The organism is Qipengyuania sp. BR81-2, from assembly GCF_055693895.1.
Window position 1 is genome coordinate 2,506,335 of record NZ_CM146344.1, and the last position, 15,644, is coordinate 2,521,978.

13 protein-coding genes and 1 pseudogene are annotated in these 15,644 nt (G+C 62.3%); 8 read left to right on the plus strand and 6 right to left on the minus strand.

What is annotated here, in order from left to right:
* Window positions 1-8: 8 nt before the first annotated feature.
* Window positions 9-2,675, plus strand: a complete 2,667-nt coding sequence (gene ppdK / locus ACZ1G8_RS12685; RefSeq protein ID WP_472679703.1) for a pyruvate, phosphate dikinase — start codon at window positions 9-11, stop codon at window positions 2,673-2,675.
* Here ppdK and ACZ1G8_RS12690 read toward each other — a convergent pair.
* Window positions 2,672-3,430, minus strand: a complete 759-nt coding sequence (locus ACZ1G8_RS12690) for a class I SAM-dependent methyltransferase (protein ID WP_472679704.1) — start codon at window positions 3,428-3,430, stop codon at window positions 2,672-2,674. The genes ppdK and ACZ1G8_RS12690 overlap by 4 nt on opposite strands.
* A 54-nt stretch (window positions 3,431-3,484) precedes the next feature.
* Between ACZ1G8_RS12690 and ACZ1G8_RS12695 the strand changes: the two are divergent.
* The 5 genes and pseudogenes from ACZ1G8_RS12695 to ACZ1G8_RS12715 all read left to right on the plus strand — a co-directional run.
* Window positions 3,485-3,706: pseudogene (locus ACZ1G8_RS12695) on the plus strand (double zinc ribbon domain-containing protein); the annotation flags it as partial.
* 9 nt (window positions 3,707-3,715) lie between these two features.
* Entirely contained in the window at window positions 3,716-4,252 is a 537-nt protein-coding gene (locus tag ACZ1G8_RS12700) for a ComF family protein (protein ID WP_472681253.1), read from the plus strand.
* A gap of 336 nt (window positions 4,253-4,588) precedes the next feature.
* Window positions 4,589-4,963 (plus strand): phosphoribosyl-AMP cyclohydrolase, encoded by a 375-nt coding sequence (gene hisI / locus ACZ1G8_RS12705; RefSeq protein ID WP_472679705.1) that lies wholly within the window; start codon window positions 4,589-4,591, stop codon window positions 4,961-4,963.
* A 31-nt stretch (window positions 4,964-4,994) separates the two neighbouring features.
* Window positions 4,995-5,438: a MerR family transcriptional regulator gene (locus ACZ1G8_RS12710; protein WP_472679706.1), complete on the plus strand. Its 444-nt coding sequence runs from the start codon at window positions 4,995-4,997 to the stop codon at window positions 5,436-5,438.
* Between the two features lie 54 nt (window positions 5,439-5,492).
* Window positions 5,493-7,298 (plus strand): acyl-CoA dehydrogenase C-terminal domain-containing protein, encoded by a 1,806-nt coding sequence (locus tag ACZ1G8_RS12715; RefSeq protein ID WP_472679707.1) that lies wholly within the window; start codon window positions 5,493-5,495, stop codon window positions 7,296-7,298.
* Window positions 7,299-7,372: 74 nt separating this feature from the next.
* Here the strand turns inward: ACZ1G8_RS12715 and ACZ1G8_RS12720 are convergent, their stop codons facing one another.
* The 5 genes from ACZ1G8_RS12720 to tyrS all read right to left on the minus strand — a co-directional run bounded on the left by ACZ1G8_RS12720 (window position 7,373) and on the right by tyrS (window position 13,870).
* The gene (locus ACZ1G8_RS12720; protein ID WP_472679708.1) at window positions 7,373-9,778 is read right to left on the minus strand and encodes an alpha/beta hydrolase family protein; all 2,406 of its coding nucleotides are present in this window, start codon (window positions 9,776-9,778) and stop codon (window positions 7,373-7,375) included.
* Between the two features lie 104 nt (window positions 9,779-9,882).
* Window positions 9,883-10,803, minus strand: a complete 921-nt coding sequence (cysK, locus tag ACZ1G8_RS12725; protein WP_472679709.1) for a cysteine synthase A — start codon at window positions 10,801-10,803, stop codon at window positions 9,883-9,885.
* Window positions 10,800-12,026 (minus strand): MFS transporter, encoded by a 1,227-nt coding sequence (locus ACZ1G8_RS12730; RefSeq protein ID WP_472681254.1) that lies wholly within the window; start codon window positions 12,024-12,026, stop codon window positions 10,800-10,802. The genes cysK and ACZ1G8_RS12730 overlap by 4 nt, the downstream gene beginning before the upstream one ends.
* Window positions 12,027-12,184: 158 nt before the next feature.
* On the minus strand, window positions 12,185-12,523 hold the full coding sequence (locus ACZ1G8_RS12735) for a PilZ domain-containing protein (RefSeq protein ID WP_221428493.1): 339 nt from the start codon (window positions 12,521-12,523) through the stop codon (window positions 12,185-12,187).
* Between the two features lie 117 nt (window positions 12,524-12,640).
* Window positions 12,641-13,870, minus strand: a complete 1,230-nt coding sequence (gene tyrS, locus ACZ1G8_RS12740) for a tyrosine--tRNA ligase (RefSeq protein ID WP_472679710.1) — start codon at window positions 13,868-13,870, stop codon at window positions 12,641-12,643.
* Between the two features lie 32 nt (window positions 13,871-13,902).
* On the opposite strand from tyrS, the gene ACZ1G8_RS12745 reads away from it, so the two are divergent.
* Window positions 13,903-14,445 carry a DOMON-like domain-containing protein gene (locus ACZ1G8_RS12745; protein WP_472679711.1) on the plus strand — a complete coding sequence of 181 codons (543 nt, stop codon included), beginning with the start codon at window positions 13,903-13,905 and terminating at the stop codon, window positions 14,443-14,445.
* Window positions 14,442-15,644 (plus strand): exo-beta-N-acetylmuramidase NamZ family protein, encoded by a 1,203-nt coding sequence (locus tag ACZ1G8_RS12750; protein ID WP_472679712.1) that lies wholly within the window; start codon window positions 14,442-14,444, stop codon window positions 15,642-15,644. The genes ACZ1G8_RS12745 and ACZ1G8_RS12750 overlap by 4 nt, the downstream gene beginning before the upstream one ends.

Genomic DNA, 15,644 nt, shown 5'->3' on the forward strand with positions numbered 1-15,644 from the left:
TTGCGTTGATGAGTAACGATACGGTCTTCACCTTCGGCGGCGATGCTCCGCATTCGAATGCACGGCAGAAGGACAAGACCGTCACCGGCGGCAAGGGCGCGAACCTTGCCGAGATGGCCAGCATCGGCCTTCCGGTTCCTCCCGGTTTCACCATCGCGACGGAGGAATGCCTCAAGTACCTCGCTGGCGGCAGCGACTTCAGCGAAAAGCTGCGCAGCGATGTCGCCGAGGCGCTGAAGCACGTCGAGAAGACCGTCGGCAAGGACTTCGGCGATGCGTCGGACCCGCTGCTCGTCTCGGTTCGCTCCGGCGCGGCGATCTCCATGCCGGGCATGATGGACACCGTCCTCAACCTCGGCCTCAACGACGAGACCGTTGAAGGCCTCGCCAAGACCAGTGGTGACGAGCGTTTCGCCTGGGACAGCTACCGCCGCTTCATCCAGATGTATGGCGATGTTGTCCTCGGCGTCGATCACGGGCTGTTCGAAGAGGCGCTCGAGATCACCAAGGAAGACAATGGCTACTACGCCGACACCGAGCTTTCCGCCGAAGAGTGGAAGACGCTTGTTGCCGAGTACAAGTCGATCGTCGAGCAGGAGCTGGGCAAACCTTTCCCGCAAGACCCGATCGAACAGCTTTGGGGCGCGATCAGCGCGGTGTTCGATAGCTGGGATACGGAACGCGCCAAGGTCTATCGCCGCCTTAATGACATTCCGCATGACATGGGCACTGCCGTCAACGTGCAGGCCATGGTCTTCGGCAACATGGGTGATACCAGCGCGACCGGCGTTGCCTTCACCCGCGATCCCTCGACCGGCGAGAAAGCCTATTACGGCGAATGGCTGGTCAATGCGCAGGGCGAGGACGTGGTCGCGGGTATCCGCACGCCGCAGTATCTTACCAAGGCTGCGCGCGAAGCTGCCGGGGCCGACAAGCCGAGCATGGAAGAAGCGATGCCCGAAGCTTTTGCAGAACTCGCGCGACTCTTCGACCTGCTCGAGAAGCATTATACCGACATGCAGGACATCGAATTCACCGTGCAGCAGGGCAAGCTCTGGCTACTGCAAACGCGCAGCGGCAAGCGGACGGCGAAGGCCGCGCTGAAGCTCGCGGTCGACATGGTGGGTGAGGGGCTGATCGACGAGAAGACCGCGATCCTGCGCGTCGACCCGATGGCATTGGACCAGCTGCTCCACCCGACGCTCGATCCCGATGCGCCGCGTGACGTGCTGACCACCGGCCTTCCGGCATCTCCGGGTGCGGCCAGCGGCAAGATCGTGCTCGATGCAGATACGGCAGAACTGTGGGCCAACCGCGGCGAGAAAGTCATCCTCGTCCGTGTCGAAACCAGCCCCGAAGACATTCACGGCATGCACGCTGCGACCGGTATTCTCACCGCACGCGGCGGCATGACCAGTCACGCGGCAGTGGTTGCGCGCGGGATGGGGCGGCCCTGTGTCTCGGGAGCCTCGCAGGTCTCGATCGCGCGCGAAGGCCGCACGCTTACGATTGGCAATCGCGAGCTCAAGGAAGGCGACACGATCACTATCGACGGTGCCAACGGCCAGGTCATGGCTGGCGAAGTCGCCACTATCGAACCGGAACTGGCAGGCGATTTCGGGACGCTGATGGAATGGGCCGACAAGCATCGCCGCATGCGCGTCCGCACCAATGCGGAGACCGAAAACGACTGCCGCATGGCACGCCAGTTCGGTGCCGAGGGCATCGGGCTCTGCCGCACAGAGCACATGTTCTTCGACGCCGACCGCATCAGCGCCGTGCGCCAGATGATCTTGGCCGATAACGAGGCAGGCCGCCGCGACGCGCTCGCCAAGCTGCTGCCCGAACAGCGCGCCGATTTCGTGAAGATCTTCGAGGTGATGACGGGCCTTCCGTGCACGATCCGCCTGCTCGACCCGCCGCTCCACGAGTTCCTGCCACATGGCGATGCCGAATTCGAGGAATTGGCCTCGGCCACGGGCAAAAGCGTGGAGCAGCTGAAGCGCCGTGCAGGCGAGCTGCACGAATTCAACCCAATGCTGGGGCACCGTGGTTGCCGTCTCGGGATCACCTATCCCGAAATCTACGAAATGCAGGCGCGAGCAATCTTTGAGGCGGCTTGCGAAGTTGCAAAGAGCAGCGGCGAAGCGCCGGTGCCCGAAGTGATGATCCCGCTGGTCGCGACCCGCAAGGAGCTCGAGCTGCTCAAGGCGGTGGTCGACCGCGTAGCGGGGGAGGTCTTCGAAGCATCGGGCTGCAAGGTGGATTACCTCGTCGGCACGATGATCGAATTGCCGCGTGCTGCGCTGATGGCAGGCGAAATCGCCGAGGTGGGCGAATTCTTCAGCTTCGGCACCAATGATCTCACGCAGACGACGCTTGGCGTCAGCCGTGACGATGCCGGTCGCTTCCTGACCGACTACGTCGACAAGGGTATCTTCGCCCGCGATCCCTTCGTCAGCCTCGATGTGGACGGGGTGGGGCAGCTGGTCGAACTGGCCGCCGAACGCGGTCGCAAGACGCGCGACGGCATCAAGCTAGGCATCTGCGGTGAGCATGGCGGCGATCCTGCCAGTATCGCGTTCTGCGAGAAGACCGGGCTCGACTACGTCAGCGCCTCGCCTTATCGCGTACCGATCGCCCGGCTCGCTGCGGCTCAGGCGAGCCTGCGCTAGTCTTTCCAGCCGGTTAGAGTCAGCACCTCGAAGGTTTCGAGGACACGGCCCTGCTGGTTCGCGGCCTGCAGGAACGCCTCGCGGGCGCGCTCAAGCGCCTCCTTACCAAGCGCCGGGGCGGGCGAGGCGAGGCTCGAACCCAAGCCCTGGTCGCGCAGGTCAGACACCAGCTTGTCGAGCGATCCGAACGAGACCTCGAGTGCATGGCTGTCCACCACTTGCCGCTTGAACAGCGCGCGCTGCATCAACGCCGAGGCGGCAGCATTGTCGACCAGCGGGTGCATGCGAGCAGCGGGCCTGTCCGGCTCGGCGGCGATCATCGCGCGGCGCAGGTTCGCGAGGCTTCCAGCCCCCACGATGCTGGCGATCATGATGCCGTCCTTGGCCAGTGCGTTGCGGATGTGCAGCAACGCGCCTGGCAGGTCGTTTACGCGATCGAGCGAGGCGAGGCTGACGATCAAGTCATACGGCGCTCCTTCGATCGGTAGCTCCTCGTCCGTCGTCCGGACACTTGCTTCGTCTACTTGGGCTCCACGTCCACGCAACGAGAGCGCGAGCGTGTCTGTCCAGTCACCGATGACAAGCACGCGGGCCGGTTCGAAGCGCATGAATTCGAGCCGGTCGAGAACATCCTCGACCATGTCCTGCAGAACATAACGTGCAGCATCGCGCTGCGACTGGCGGACAAGCGCACGGCGCAGACCGGCGCGGCGGCGGTCTCGGCTGAAAATTCGGGGAGGGCTTTGCGAATCCATCGCGACGCACCTGCCGTGCTTGCATCGGCCGCGCAAGCCGTGCAGCAAGTCCTTGTGGGGAGAGTAACCAAACTGGGTCAAACGCTTGGCGAGGGGTTAGCCCCGATCGTCGACCTCGTTTATCCGCCCCGTTGCCCATCTTGCGGCGAGGGTATCGGAGAGCATGGCGGGCTCTGCGCCGACTGCTGGACAGGCCTAGCCATCCCTACCGAACCGTGTTGCGAACTCTGCCAAAGACCATTCGGTGAAAAGGGACCGGGAGGGGGAGCAGCCTGTGCGCCATGCATGGCTGCGCCTCCGGTCCATGACGGGATCGCGGCAGGAACGCTCTACACAGAAACTTCGTGCAAACTTGTGCTGGCGCTCAAACATGGACGCCGCATTGCCCTCGCACCGATGCTTGCACGATTGATAGCGACCCGGTTGCCTGAATCGGAGCGCGGGGACTGGCTGATCGTGCCGGTCCCGTTGCATCGCTGGCGCCTGTGGCAGCGCGGCTTCAACCAGGCGGCCCTGCTGGCGCGTGAACTTGAGCGTTCAGGGCAGGGCGAGCTCCTCGTCGACGGGCTCAAGCGCATCAAACGCACACCAAGCCTCGGCGGGATGGGGGCAAAAGCACGCGCGAGGATCCTTTCCGGAGCCATCACAGTGCCGCAACCTGAGCGGATCAAGGGACGCGATATCCTGCTCGTCGACGATGTTCTCACTTCGGGCGCAACCAGCACCGCCTGCGTCAAGGCGCTCAAGCGTGCCGGAGCAAGAACGGTCGTCATTGCCTGCTTCGCGCGGGTGCTCGACGAAGCGCTGGGCCATGCCGGATAAACGAAACGCCCGGGATCTTTCGATCCCGGGCGCCACGTGACGAAATACACCGGACCATATTGGTGCAGCCCCCCAGCATACACCAGATCCTATCCCTCATCGTTACCGGGTGCGCCGCATAAAACCCCCATGCGGCTGCGGACCCGGGACCCCCTGAACCTGGCGCTCTCGCGGCACCGTCGTTCCGGTGGACAGGCCACTCATGACCTGTGAGAGCGTTCATCCCGCAAAATGTCCGTTCCTCAAACAGGCTTGTTCCCGTATGTATGATTTTGGGACCAGCTTGTGGTTATCCTGCAACAAGATGTCGCATACCTACAAATCCCGGAGATAACATTGTCCGACGCCAAGACACTTCGCGAAAGCGGAAAGCAATTCATGCCCAAGTTCGACGACAAGGGCTTGCTGACTGCTGTGGTGCTCGACGCCGAATCTTCGCGGGTCCTCATGGTTGCATTCATGGATTCGGTGGCATTGGAAGCGACTATGGAAAGCGGCGAGGCGCATTTCCATTCGCGTTCGCGCGGCAAGCTTTGGAAGAAGGGTGAGACCTCCGGAAATGTCCTGATCGTCGAAGAGATGCTGGTGGACTGTGACCAGGATGCAGTTGTTCTGAAGTGCCGTCCGAAGGGGCCGACGTGCCACACGGGCGCAACCAGTTGCTTCTACCGGGTGCTCGAAGACGGTATTCTCCAACCCGTCAAGTCTTGACGCTTACGTAAACGTTGAGTAGGAAAGCGGCATGACCCAGTCGCTTCCGATTCCAGACAGTGATCGCCGCCATGCAGGGGCGCATCTCGAACGGCCCGACAAGCTAGAGCGCGAGCAATTCTCGATTTCCGATCTCACCAGCGAGTTCGGCTGTACGGCCCGCGCGCTTCGGTTCTACGAAGACGAAGGCCTCATAGCACCCTCGCGTGTCGGACTGACCCGTATCTATTCTAAGCGCGATCGCGCCCGACTTGCTTGGATCATGCGAGCCAAGAACGTCGGATTCTCGTTGACCGAGATTCGCGAGATGATCGACCTTTACGATCTCGACGACGGTCGTGCCGAACAGCGCCGCGTGACGCTTGAGAAGTGCAAGAGGCACGTAGCCAAGTTGAAGGCACAGCGTGCCGACATCGACAGTTCCATCAAGGAACTGACCGAGTTCATTTCGCTTGTTGAAGAACAGGTCGACTAACTCTTTCTTCCCCGGCGAGACGCCAGAAAAACAACCTCTCTCCAAGGACAAAAAATGCCCACCTATACCGCACCCACCCGCGACACGCGTTTCATCATCAATGAAGTGCTCGACCTCGCCAGCTACGGCAACTTGCCGGGCTTCGAGATGGCCACCGATGACGTGACCGATGCGGTCATTAATGAAGGCGGCAAGTTCTGTGCCGAGGTTCTCGCGCCGCTCAACCGCGTTGGCGACGAGCATGGCTGCGTGCGCAATGAAGACGGTTCGGTAACCACGCCTCCGGGTTTCAAGGAAGCTTTCGATCAGTTCCGCGAGGCAGGCTGGGGCACGCTCGCGCATTCGGAAGAATTCGGCGGGCAGGGCATGCCGCATGTCCTCGGCTTCGTGATGGAAGAGTTCATCTCCAGCGCGAACCAGGCTTTCGGCATGTATCCGGGCCTCACCAACGGCGCGATCAGCGCTCTGGTTGCCAAGGGTTCGGAAGAGCAGAAGGCGATGTACCTGCCGAAGATGGTCTCGGGAGAATGGACCGGCACCATGAACCTGACCGAGCCGCATTGCGGTACCGACCTCGGCATGATCCGCACCAAGGCGGAACCGCAGGCTGATGGCAGCTACGCGATCACCGGCACCAAGATTTTCATCTCGGCCGGCGAACACGACATGAGCGAGAACATCATCCACCTGGTTCTCGCCAAGACGCCGGGCGCACCCGACAGCACGAAGGGTATTTCACTGTTCGTGGTGCCGAAGTTCATCGTCAACGAGGACGGTACTCCGGGCGAGCGCAACGGCGTGATGTGCGGTTCGATCGAACACAAGATGGGCATTCACGGCAACTCGACCTGCGTGCTGAATTACGACGGCGCCAAGGGCTGGCTCGTCGGTGAAGAGAACAAGGGCCTCGCTGCCATGTTCATCATGATGAATGCTGCGCGTCTCGGCGTTGGCATCCAGGGCCTGAGCCAGGCTGAAGTCGCCTATCAAAACGCCGTCGCGTATGCGCTCGATCGTCGTCAGGGCCGCGCCCTGACCGGTCCGGCAGAACCCGAGGCACAGGCCGATCCGATCTTCGTCCACCCCGATGTTCGCCGCATGCTGATGGACGCGAAGTCCTTCACCGAAGGTATGCGCGCTCTTGCCCTTTGGGGCGGCCTCCTGGTCGACCTGACGCACAAGGCGCAAACCGATGAAGAGCGCGAGGAAGCAGATCTCCTGCTTGGCCTGATGACCCCGGTCATCAAGGGCTACGGCACCGACAAGGGTTATGAAGTCGCAACCAACATGCAGCAGGTCTTCGGTGGCCACGGCTACATCGAGGAATGGGGCATGAGCCAGTTCGTTCGCGACGCCCGTATCGCACAGATCTACGAAGGTACCAACGGCGTTCAGGCCATGGACCTTTGCGGCCGCAAGCTCGCCCAGAAGGGCGGCGCAGCGGTGCAGGCTTTCTTCAAGCACGTCGGCGAGGAAATCGCTGCTGCAAAGGAAGTCGACGAGCTGAAGGAAATGGCAGAGCAGCTCGAAAAGGCACTCGGCCAGCAGCAGGCCGCGACCATGTGGTTCATGAACAACGCCATGCAGAACCCGAACCACCTCGGCGCGGGCGCGCATCATTACATGCACATCATGGGCATCGTGACGCTTGGCCTGATGTGGCTGAAGATGTCGAAGGTCGCCGCAGCGAAGCTCGCCAGCGCGGGCGACGACAAGGCGTTCTACGAACAGAAACTCGCCACCGCGCGCTATTACATGGACCGTTACCTGCCCGACGCCGGCGCGCTGCGCCGCAAGCTCGAAGCGGGCAGCGACAGCCTAATGGCCCTCGGAGAGGACGCATTCGCGACCGCCGCCTGAGGCAGTAGGCCACGACACAAGAAAGGGCGCCTCCCTCGCGGGTGGCGCCCTTTTCGTTTGGCCTTTCAGCCGGCTCAGTCGCCCGCGAGTTCGACCTCTTCGGGTTTCACGTAGGTGTCGAACCAGTCGATCATTTCGGCCAGCGTGTGGAGCACGCTTTCGCTACCGCGATAGCCGTGGCTCTCGTGCGGGAGCATGACCAGCCTTGCGGTGCCTCCGGTGCCCTTGATCGCCGCGAACATGCGTTCGGACTGCTGCGGGAAGGTACCCGAGTTGTTGTCCTTTTCGCCGTGGATCAGCAGCATCGGCTCGTTGATCTGGTTCGCCGCCATGAAGGGCGAGAGCTTGTAGTAGGTTTCGGGAGTGTCCCAGAAGATCCGGCGTTCGGACTGGAAACCGAATGGCGTGAGCGTGCGGTTGTACGCACCCGAACGCGCGATACCTGCGCGGAAGATGTCGCTCTGCGCCAAGAGGTGCGCCGTCATGAATGCGCCATAGCTATGGCCGCCCACGCCGACACGCTCGCCGTCACCAAAGCCGCGTCGGACGCTCTCGTCGACGGCTGCCTGTGCCGAGGCGACGATCTGCTCGATGAAGGTGTCGTTCACTGTCTCGGGATCGTCACCGATGACCGGCATCGCGGCGCGGTCCATCACGGCATAGCCCTCCATCAGGAAGAACAGGTGGGAATAGCCCCCCACGCGGGTGAAGCGATACTTGGAATCGCGCACTTGGCCTGCCGTTGCTGCGTCGTTGAACTCGCGCGGATAGGCCCAGACGACCACCGGCAGCTTATCACCCTCCTTGTAGCTCGGCGGGAGATAGAGCGTCGCGGTGAGGTCCACCCCGTCGGAACGCTTATAGGTGATGAGCTCGCGCTCGATCCCGCTGAGTTCGGGATGCGGATCCTTGAATTCCGTGAGGAATCTGGCTTCGCCAGCCTCATGGAGGCGGAAGTTGCCGGGGTTCGTCGGGCTTTCGTAATAGGTGAGGAAGCCCGAGGCATCGTCGCCGGTCAGACCGACGACATACTCGAAGTTCTCGCCCGAGTTTCGCCATATCTCGCTCGTTTCGGTCGTGGCCAGATCGAAGCGACGCAGGAACGGACGATAGCCCTCGGGCGTCGCGCCCATGCCGCTCATGGTCAGCTGGCCGTCGTCAACCTTGGCGACGTAGTATCCGGCATCGTTCGGCACCGTGATCGGATTGCCCGGATCGGCGTAGACATCCTGGTAGTTGCGGATGTTGAGCATGCGGGCAGGATCGCTGCCTGTCACGTCGACCAGCGTCTGTCGCACTTCGCGGGTGTCGCGGTCATAGTCGACCACGATCAGGTCGTCGCTGTCCTCGAGGCCGATCCACCCCGAATACCGGTCTTCCAGCTTGGCGATTTCGCGCGGGGCGCCGTCGAAGGGGGCAGCAAGCGTATATACCGCGTCGCGAAGATCGGTTTCCACGCGGGGATCACCGCCGTCCTGAGCTTCTGCCCAGACGAGAAGCGCATCCTCGTTGGGGTGCCATCCCACGGAGCGCCGTCCAGTCGGAACACCCTGCACAGGCAGGTTATCTGCCAAGGGCTGCTCGGCGATTGTCTGCACGAGCTTGCCGTCCGTCGTATAGACCGCCGTCGTCGTCGGGAAACGATAGTAGGGAACCTGGTAGGAGAACGGTTTCTCCAGCCAGCTCGCAAGCAGGTATTTGCCGTCGGGCGAGGGTGCGATGCCGGTGTAGATGCGCGGCGGCAGGATCGCTGTGCCTTTGCCGTTGCGGAGATCGAACAGGCGGGGTTCGCTTTTGACGAGCCATTCGAACAGGCGCTCGTCATAGGCATCCTTCAGCAGGTCCTGATAGGTCCGCGTCTGGGCCTCTTCACCGCCGGTTGCGTCCTGGATGGCCGGGCCGACGGGTGTCAGGCTCTCAACGGGCTTGGCGCCTCGGCCTTCGGGGATGGCTAGCGCCAGCAGCTTGCCGTCGGGCATCCAGCGAGGTTCGGCAAAGATCGCATTGACCCCCTCGCGCATCAGCGTGGTGACTTCGCCGCTCCCAACGTCGAGCACCATGAGCGCCATTCCATCGGCCAGCGTGTTGGTGAAGGCGATCTTGCTTCCGTCGGGCGCCCAATTGATATCCGAAATGTCCGCATCGGCAGGAAGCGTAACACGGCGGGTTTCACCGCTCGCGACGTCCTGCAGCATGAGGCCTACGACATTTCGCGGATTGTGGCGGTCATTGATTGCAGCATCGAGGCGGAGACCGGCGAGACGTTCCATAGGCTTCGCCAACTCGGAGACCGGAGGTAGCGCCTCGCTCTCCATCAGCAGCATCGTGAACCCGTCTGGAGAGAGCGAAACCCCGGGGGAGGGCGCACGCGTCACGATATCGGCAATAGCGGCCGGAGGCGTGTCGTAGGTCGATTGTGCGGCGAGCGGCGCGGCAATGGTCGCAGCAGCAAGCGCTGCGATGCTGGCGAAAGTCTTCATAAAAGGCAGTCCCTCCTCTTCGCGTATTCCCAGAGGGTTAGCGCGCTGCGGGAGGAACTGCCAATGCCTTCGTGGTGAGGTGTAAGCCCTTCGTGGAAAAGCGCTTATTCGGTGGGCAGGAAGTCCGGCACCGAGAGGTAGCGCTCGCCCGTGTCATAGTTGAAGCCCATGACCCGCGTGCCTGCGTCAAGTTCGGGCAGCTTCTTCGCGATGGCCGCAAGAGTAGCACCGCTTGAGATGCCGACGAGCAGGCCTTCCTTGGCAGCGCAGCGACGTGCCCATTCCTTGGCATCTTCGGGCTCGACCTGAATCGCGCCATCGATGGCCTGAGTGTGCAGGTTCTCAGGAACGAAGCCGGCGCCGATACCCTGGATCGGATGCGGGCCGGGCTGGCCGCCGCTGATGACGGGCGAAAGCGTGGGCTCGACTGCATAGGCCTTCATACCGGGCCACGTTTCCTTCAGCATCTCTGCGCAGCCCGTGAGGTGGCCGCCGGTGCCGACACCGGTGATCATCAGGTCGATCGGACTGTCGGCGAAGTCCGCGAGGATTTCCTTGGCCGTTGTCCGCTTGTGGACTTCGAAATTCGACGGGTTGTCGAACTGGCTCGGCATCCATGCGCCATCGATCTGATCGACGAGTTCTTCGGCGCGCTGGATGGCGCCCTTCATGCCACCTTCCTTGGGTGTCAGGTCGAAGGTCGCTCCGTAAGCGAGCATCAGGCGGCGACGCTCGAGGCTCATGCTTTCCGGCATCACGAGGATGAGCTTGTAGCCCTTGACCGCCGCCGCCATTGCGAGGCCGATACCGGTGTTGCCGCTGGTCGGCTCCACGATGGTCCCGCCAGGCTTCAGCTTGCCGGCTTTTTCTGCATCCTCGACCATGGCGAGGCCGATGCGGTCCTTGATCGAACCGCCGGGATTTGCGCGCTCGCTCTTCACCCAGACCTCGTGGTCCGGAAACAGGCGCGAGAGGCGGATGTGGGGGGTGCCGCCGATGGTTTCGAGGACGGACTGGGCTTTCATGGCGTCTGCTCCTGCAGCTTTTCTTCTGGGGTTGGTTCTAGCAATTCTTCAGGCGGATCAAAGGTCCGCGTAGTGCGCAGGACCGGGAAAATCCGGCTCCACAAAGCGACCGTGGCGATTGCCCCGGCGCCGCCGCTGACCACCGCTGCTACGGGACCTATCGCATAGGCGAGGCTGCCGGAAAAGAAGTCGCCGAATTCATTGGAGGCGCTGATGGTCAGCAGGCTGACCGAAGAAACGCGTCCGCGCTTCTCGTCCGGAGTGTGCAGCTGAATAAGCGACTGGCGGATATAGACGCTGAACATGTCTGCCGCGCCGACGATAAACAGCATTGCCAGGCTGAGCGGCATGGAGGTCGAGAAACCGAAGACGATCGTTGCGAGCCCGAACATAGCCACTGCCCAGAGCATCTTGGGGCCAACATTGGCCTTCAGCGGCCTGAAGCTGAACCACAGGGCGGTCAGCGCGGCTCCGACAGCAGGAGCCATGGCCAACTGCGCGAGGCCCGTTTCTCCGACTTCCAGGATGTCGCGGGCGTAGACCGGGAAGAGCGCAGTCGCCCCAGCGAGGAAGACGGCGAAAAGGTCAAGCGTGATCGCGCCGAGTACCATCTTGTTGCGCACCACATAGCGGAGACCTTCCACCATGGCATGGATCGGTCGTTGGTTCTGCCGACGCGGTGGCTGTGGGACCTTGCCAATGAAGGAAAGCGAAGTTGCGGAGAAGAGGAACAGGCCGACCGCTGCGGCATAGGGCAGGGCAGGCACGACAGCGTAGAGGTAGCCGCCAAGTGCTGGCCCGACGATCATGCCGACCTGCCACGAGATGCTTGAGAGCGCGATCGCATTGGGCAGGATCGTCTTGGGAACGAGGTTCGGCGCAAGGGCGGAGAATGCTGGCCCTGCAAAGGCACGCGAGATGCCGAGTAGGATGGCTATGCCGAAAATCCAGGTGAGCGAGATCGTCTCGCTCCAGGTGAGCCAGGCGAGCATGCCTGCGCACAGCAGCTGCAACAGGACCATCAGGCGGCCGAGGTTGCGCCGGTCGAAATGGTCGGCGGCCCAGCCGGAGAACGGGGTCAGGATGAACAGCGGGACAAATTGCAACAGGCCGATAAGCGCAAGCTGGCCCGAAGCCTCGCCCACGCTCATGCCGCCATCGCGTGCGATGTTGTAGGTCTGCCAACCGATGATGAGCATCATCGCATATTGCGCGAGCGTCATCGTCAGGCGCGAAAGCCAGTAGGCGCGGAAATTCGGGATCCGCAGCGGCGATGTTTCAGGGGAAGTGTCGGCGGCGGAAGTCACGCCAGACGCATGGCAGGCGCCCCTTCGCTTGTGAAGAGACGCCTGCTTTTGAATTCAGAACTGAATGTTGGCGATCAGCGCATCTTGCGCAGGCGCGGATTGGGCTGGATCGTGTCGATAAGCGCCAGGAAGTCGTCCACGCGGATGATCCGTTCGAACTGGAAGCCCGCGCGATTGTCGCGGCACCAGATGCAATAGGCCTCGATACGGCCGATGACCGGGAGGCGAACGACGATGCGCTCGCCGCGGTTCACACCGTCGGCGTCATCGATCATGAAACCGTTGGCGGATATGTTCGCGATATGCATGCGCATGTCGCCCTTGCCGAAATGCTCGGCAATGACGGGATGGTCGACCGGATGGCGCGCCATGCGGCGCTGGTCGGTAACGCTGAGTTGTGCTCCGGCACTCATGCGACGTGAACCCTCTTGTTATTTCTCTATGACCCGTTCCCTAATCGCCCAGAAAGGCTGATAATTGGTAAACCGGCAGGTCACTTTTCCTGCGGGGAGGGTATCCCGCGAGGGAAATCAGCGGCGTAGGATGCAGTGCTTCTTCTTGCCGAGAGAGAGCTTCACCTCGCCGCCTTCCTCGATTTCGACGAGGTGGCCGGGGTCCGAAACCGTTTGGCCGCCAAGCTTCACGGCGCCCTCGGCAAGCTTGCGCTTTGCCTCACCGTTCGAGGCCGTGAAGCCGATCGCGGTGAGCGCCGCGCCGATGCGCATGCCTTCCGCGCCGACCGAGAGTGTCGGCAGGTCTTCACCGGCACCACCGCCGGCAAAGGTTTCGGCCGCGGTCTTGGCCGCAGTCTCTGCGGCTTCGCGGCCACGTACGAGCGTGGTTACTTCGTTGGCGAGCACTGTCTTGGCATCGTTGATCTGGGCGCCCTCGAGCGATTCGAGGCGCTCGATCTCTTCGAGCGGCATGTCGGTGAAGAGACGCAGGAAGCGGCCCACGTCGCGGTCGTCGACGTTGCGCCAGTATTGCCAGAAATCGTAGCTCGGCAGCTGTGCCTCGTTCAGCCAGACGGCACCTGCGGCGGTCTTGCCCATCTTCGCCCCGTCTGCGGTGGTAAGCAGCGGTGTGGTCAAGCCGAAGAGCTCGCGGCCGTCCATGCGGCGGGCAAGCTCCATGCCGTTGACAATATTGCCCCACTGGTCGCTTCCGCCCATCTGCAGGCGGCATTCGTAGCGCTGCGCCAGCTCGCGAAAGTCGTAAGCCTGCAGGATCATGTAATTGAATTCGAGGAAGGTCAGCGGCTGCTCGCGGTCGAGGCGCAGCTTCACCGAATCGAAGGTCAGCATGCGGTTGACCGTGAAGTGCGGGCCGACGTCGCGCAGCAGTGCGATGTAACCGAGCTGGCTCAGCCATTCGTCATTGTTGACCATGACTGCATCGGTCGGGCCATCGCCGAAGGTGAGAAGGCGTTCGAACACTTCGCGAATACCGGCGATGTTCGCATCGATATCAGCGTCCGTAAGCATCTTGCGGCTCTCATCCTTGCCGGACGGATCGCCCACCTTGGTCGTCCCGCCGCCCATGACCACGATCGGCTTGTGGCCAGCCTGCTGGAGGCGGCGCAGCATCATGATCTGGACGAGGCTGCCGACGTGAAGGCTTGGCGCGGTCGCGTCGAAACCGATATAGCCCGGCACGACCTGCCGCGCGGCAAGGGCGTCCAGTCCTTCCGCATCGGTAATCTGGTGGATATAGCCGCGCTCTTCGAGCAGACGCAGGAGTTCGGATTTGTAGGTGCTCATGACGGAGCGCCCGCTAGCATGGGTATTTGTAATTGGAAACGCATGAACTGAGCGCGCACCGCGCCTATCCGCCGTTGATGGTCTCGGCGGTCCGCGCGAGTGTCATCACGCGCGACGAGAACTGGCTGCGCCTGCGCTGGCGGATCGAGGGCTCGGGCAAGCTCGTCGTGCCGCCGTTTGCTGGGCGGGGCAGGGCCGACGAATTGTGGCGTACAACCTGTTTCGAGCTCTTCCTCAAACCTGACGGGGGCGAGGCCTACAGCGAATTCAATCTCTCGCCTTCTGAACGCTGGGCGACTTACGATTTCTCCTCGCGCCGTGACGGGATGGAAGATCGGCCCGCTCCCCGCGAGCCCGATTGCACGATGCGCCAGGGCAGCAGCTTCGCAATCTTCGATGCGGCAATCCCCGCAGCGGCGCTCCCTCAGGGCGATTGCGATGCCGGTCTGACCTGCGTTCTGGAGGAGGATGGCGGCATCAAAAGCTTTTGGGCGCTCTGCCACCCAAAAGACGAGCCCGATTTTCACGATCCGGCTTGCTTCACCGCGCGGCTTCCGGCACGCACAACCGCATGAAATTCGGCATAGACCGCCTCCTCACCGAAGACGATCTGCGCGCACCGCTGGAAGGCCGGCGTGTCTCGCTCATCGCTCATCCCGCTTCGGTCACCGCACAACTCGATCACTCGCTCGACGCCCTCATCGAGAAGGGCGTGAACGTGACTTCGGCCTTTGGTCCGCAGCACGGCCTCAAGGGCGACAAGCAGGACAATATGGTCGAGACCGAGGACGAGACAGATCCCCGGTATAACATTCCCGTATTCAGCCTCTATGGTGAAGTGCGCCGCCCGACCGGCCAGATGATGTCGAGCGCGGACGTATTCCTCTATGACCTGCAGGACCTCGGCTGCCGTATCTACACCTTCGTCACGACGCTGCTCTACCTGCTGCAGGAAGCCGAAAAGGCGGGAAAATCGGTCTGGGTCCTGGATCGTCCCAATCCGGCAGGAGGTCCGGTTGAAGGAACCCTGCTGCTGCCCGGGCAGGAAAGCTTCGTCGGCGCCGCGCCGATGGTGATGCGTCACGGTATGACCATGGGCGAGATGGGGCACTGGTTCGTCAAGCACTTCAACCTGGATGTCGATTATCGCGTTATCGAGATGGAAGGTTGGAAGCCCGGCAAGGCGCCCGGATTCGGTTGGCCGCATGACCGGGTCTGGATCAATCCGAGCCCCAACGCCGCGAGCCTCAACATGGCGCGTGCCTATGCCGGCACGGTCATGCTGGAAGGAACAACGCTGAGTGAGGGCCGGGGGACAACTCGCCCGCTCGAGGTCCTGTTCGGTGCGCCCGACATCGATGCCGCTGCGGTCCTCGCGGAAATGAAATCGCTCGCACCGGCGTGGCTACGTGGCTGCCATTTGCGCGAATGCTGGTTCGAACCGACTTTCCACAAGCATGCAGGAACGCTCTGTAACGGGTTGATGATCCACGCAGAAGATCCCTTCTACGATCATCATGAGTTCAAGCCTTGGCGACTGCAGGCGCTTGCTTTCAAGGCGATCCGCAATCTCTATCCCGGCTACGAGATCTGGCGCGATTTCCCCTACGAGTACGAGTTTGACAGGCTCGCGATCGACGTGATCAACGGCGGTCCGGCGCTACGCGAATGGGTGGACGACAGTGAGGCAGAGGCCGGCGATCTCGATGCCATTGCGGGTGCTGACGAGCAGGCCTGGCGCGAGACCATCGCGCCGCATCTCATCTACGGTTGA

Bases quoted from the DNA above. Each gene is read 5' to 3' on its own strand.
- ACZ1G8_RS12690 (WP_472679704.1), bottom strand. From the start codon at position 3,430: ATGGATTCGCAAAGCCCTCCCCGAATTTTCAGCCGAGACCGCCGCCGC.
- ACZ1G8_RS12730 (WP_472681254.1), bottom strand. From the start codon at position 12,026: ATGACGCTCGCGCAATATGCGATGATGCTCATCATCGGTTGGCAGACC.
- ACZ1G8_RS12720 (WP_472679708.1), bottom strand. From the start codon at position 9,778: ATGAAGACTTTCGCCAGCATCGCAGCGCTTGCTGCTGCGACCATTGCC.
- ACZ1G8_RS12750 (WP_472679712.1), top strand. From the start codon at position 14,442: ATGAAATTCGGCATAGACCGCCTCCTCACCGAAGACGATCTGCGCGCA.
- ppdK (WP_472679703.1), top strand. From the start codon at position 9: ATGAGTAACGATACGGTCTTCACCTTCGGCGGCGATGCTCCGCATTCG.
- tyrS (WP_472679710.1), bottom strand. From the start codon at position 13,870: ATGAGCACCTACAAATCCGAACTCCTGCGTCTGCTCGAAGAGCGCGGC.
- ACZ1G8_RS12715 (WP_472679707.1), top strand. From the start codon at position 5,493: ATGCCCACCTATACCGCACCCACCCGCGACACGCGTTTCATCATCAAT.
- ACZ1G8_RS12700 (WP_472681253.1), top strand. From the start codon at position 3,716: ATGGCTGCGCCTCCGGTCCATGACGGGATCGCGGCAGGAACGCTCTAC.
- ACZ1G8_RS12735 (WP_221428493.1), bottom strand. From the start codon at position 12,523: ATGAGTGCCGGAGCACAACTCAGCGTTACCGACCAGCGCCGCATGGCG.
- cysK (WP_472679709.1), bottom strand. From the start codon at position 10,803: ATGAAAGCCCAGTCCGTCCTCGAAACCATCGGCGGCACCCCCCACATC.
- ACZ1G8_RS12710 (WP_472679706.1), top strand. From the start codon at position 4,995: ATGACCCAGTCGCTTCCGATTCCAGACAGTGATCGCCGCCATGCAGGG.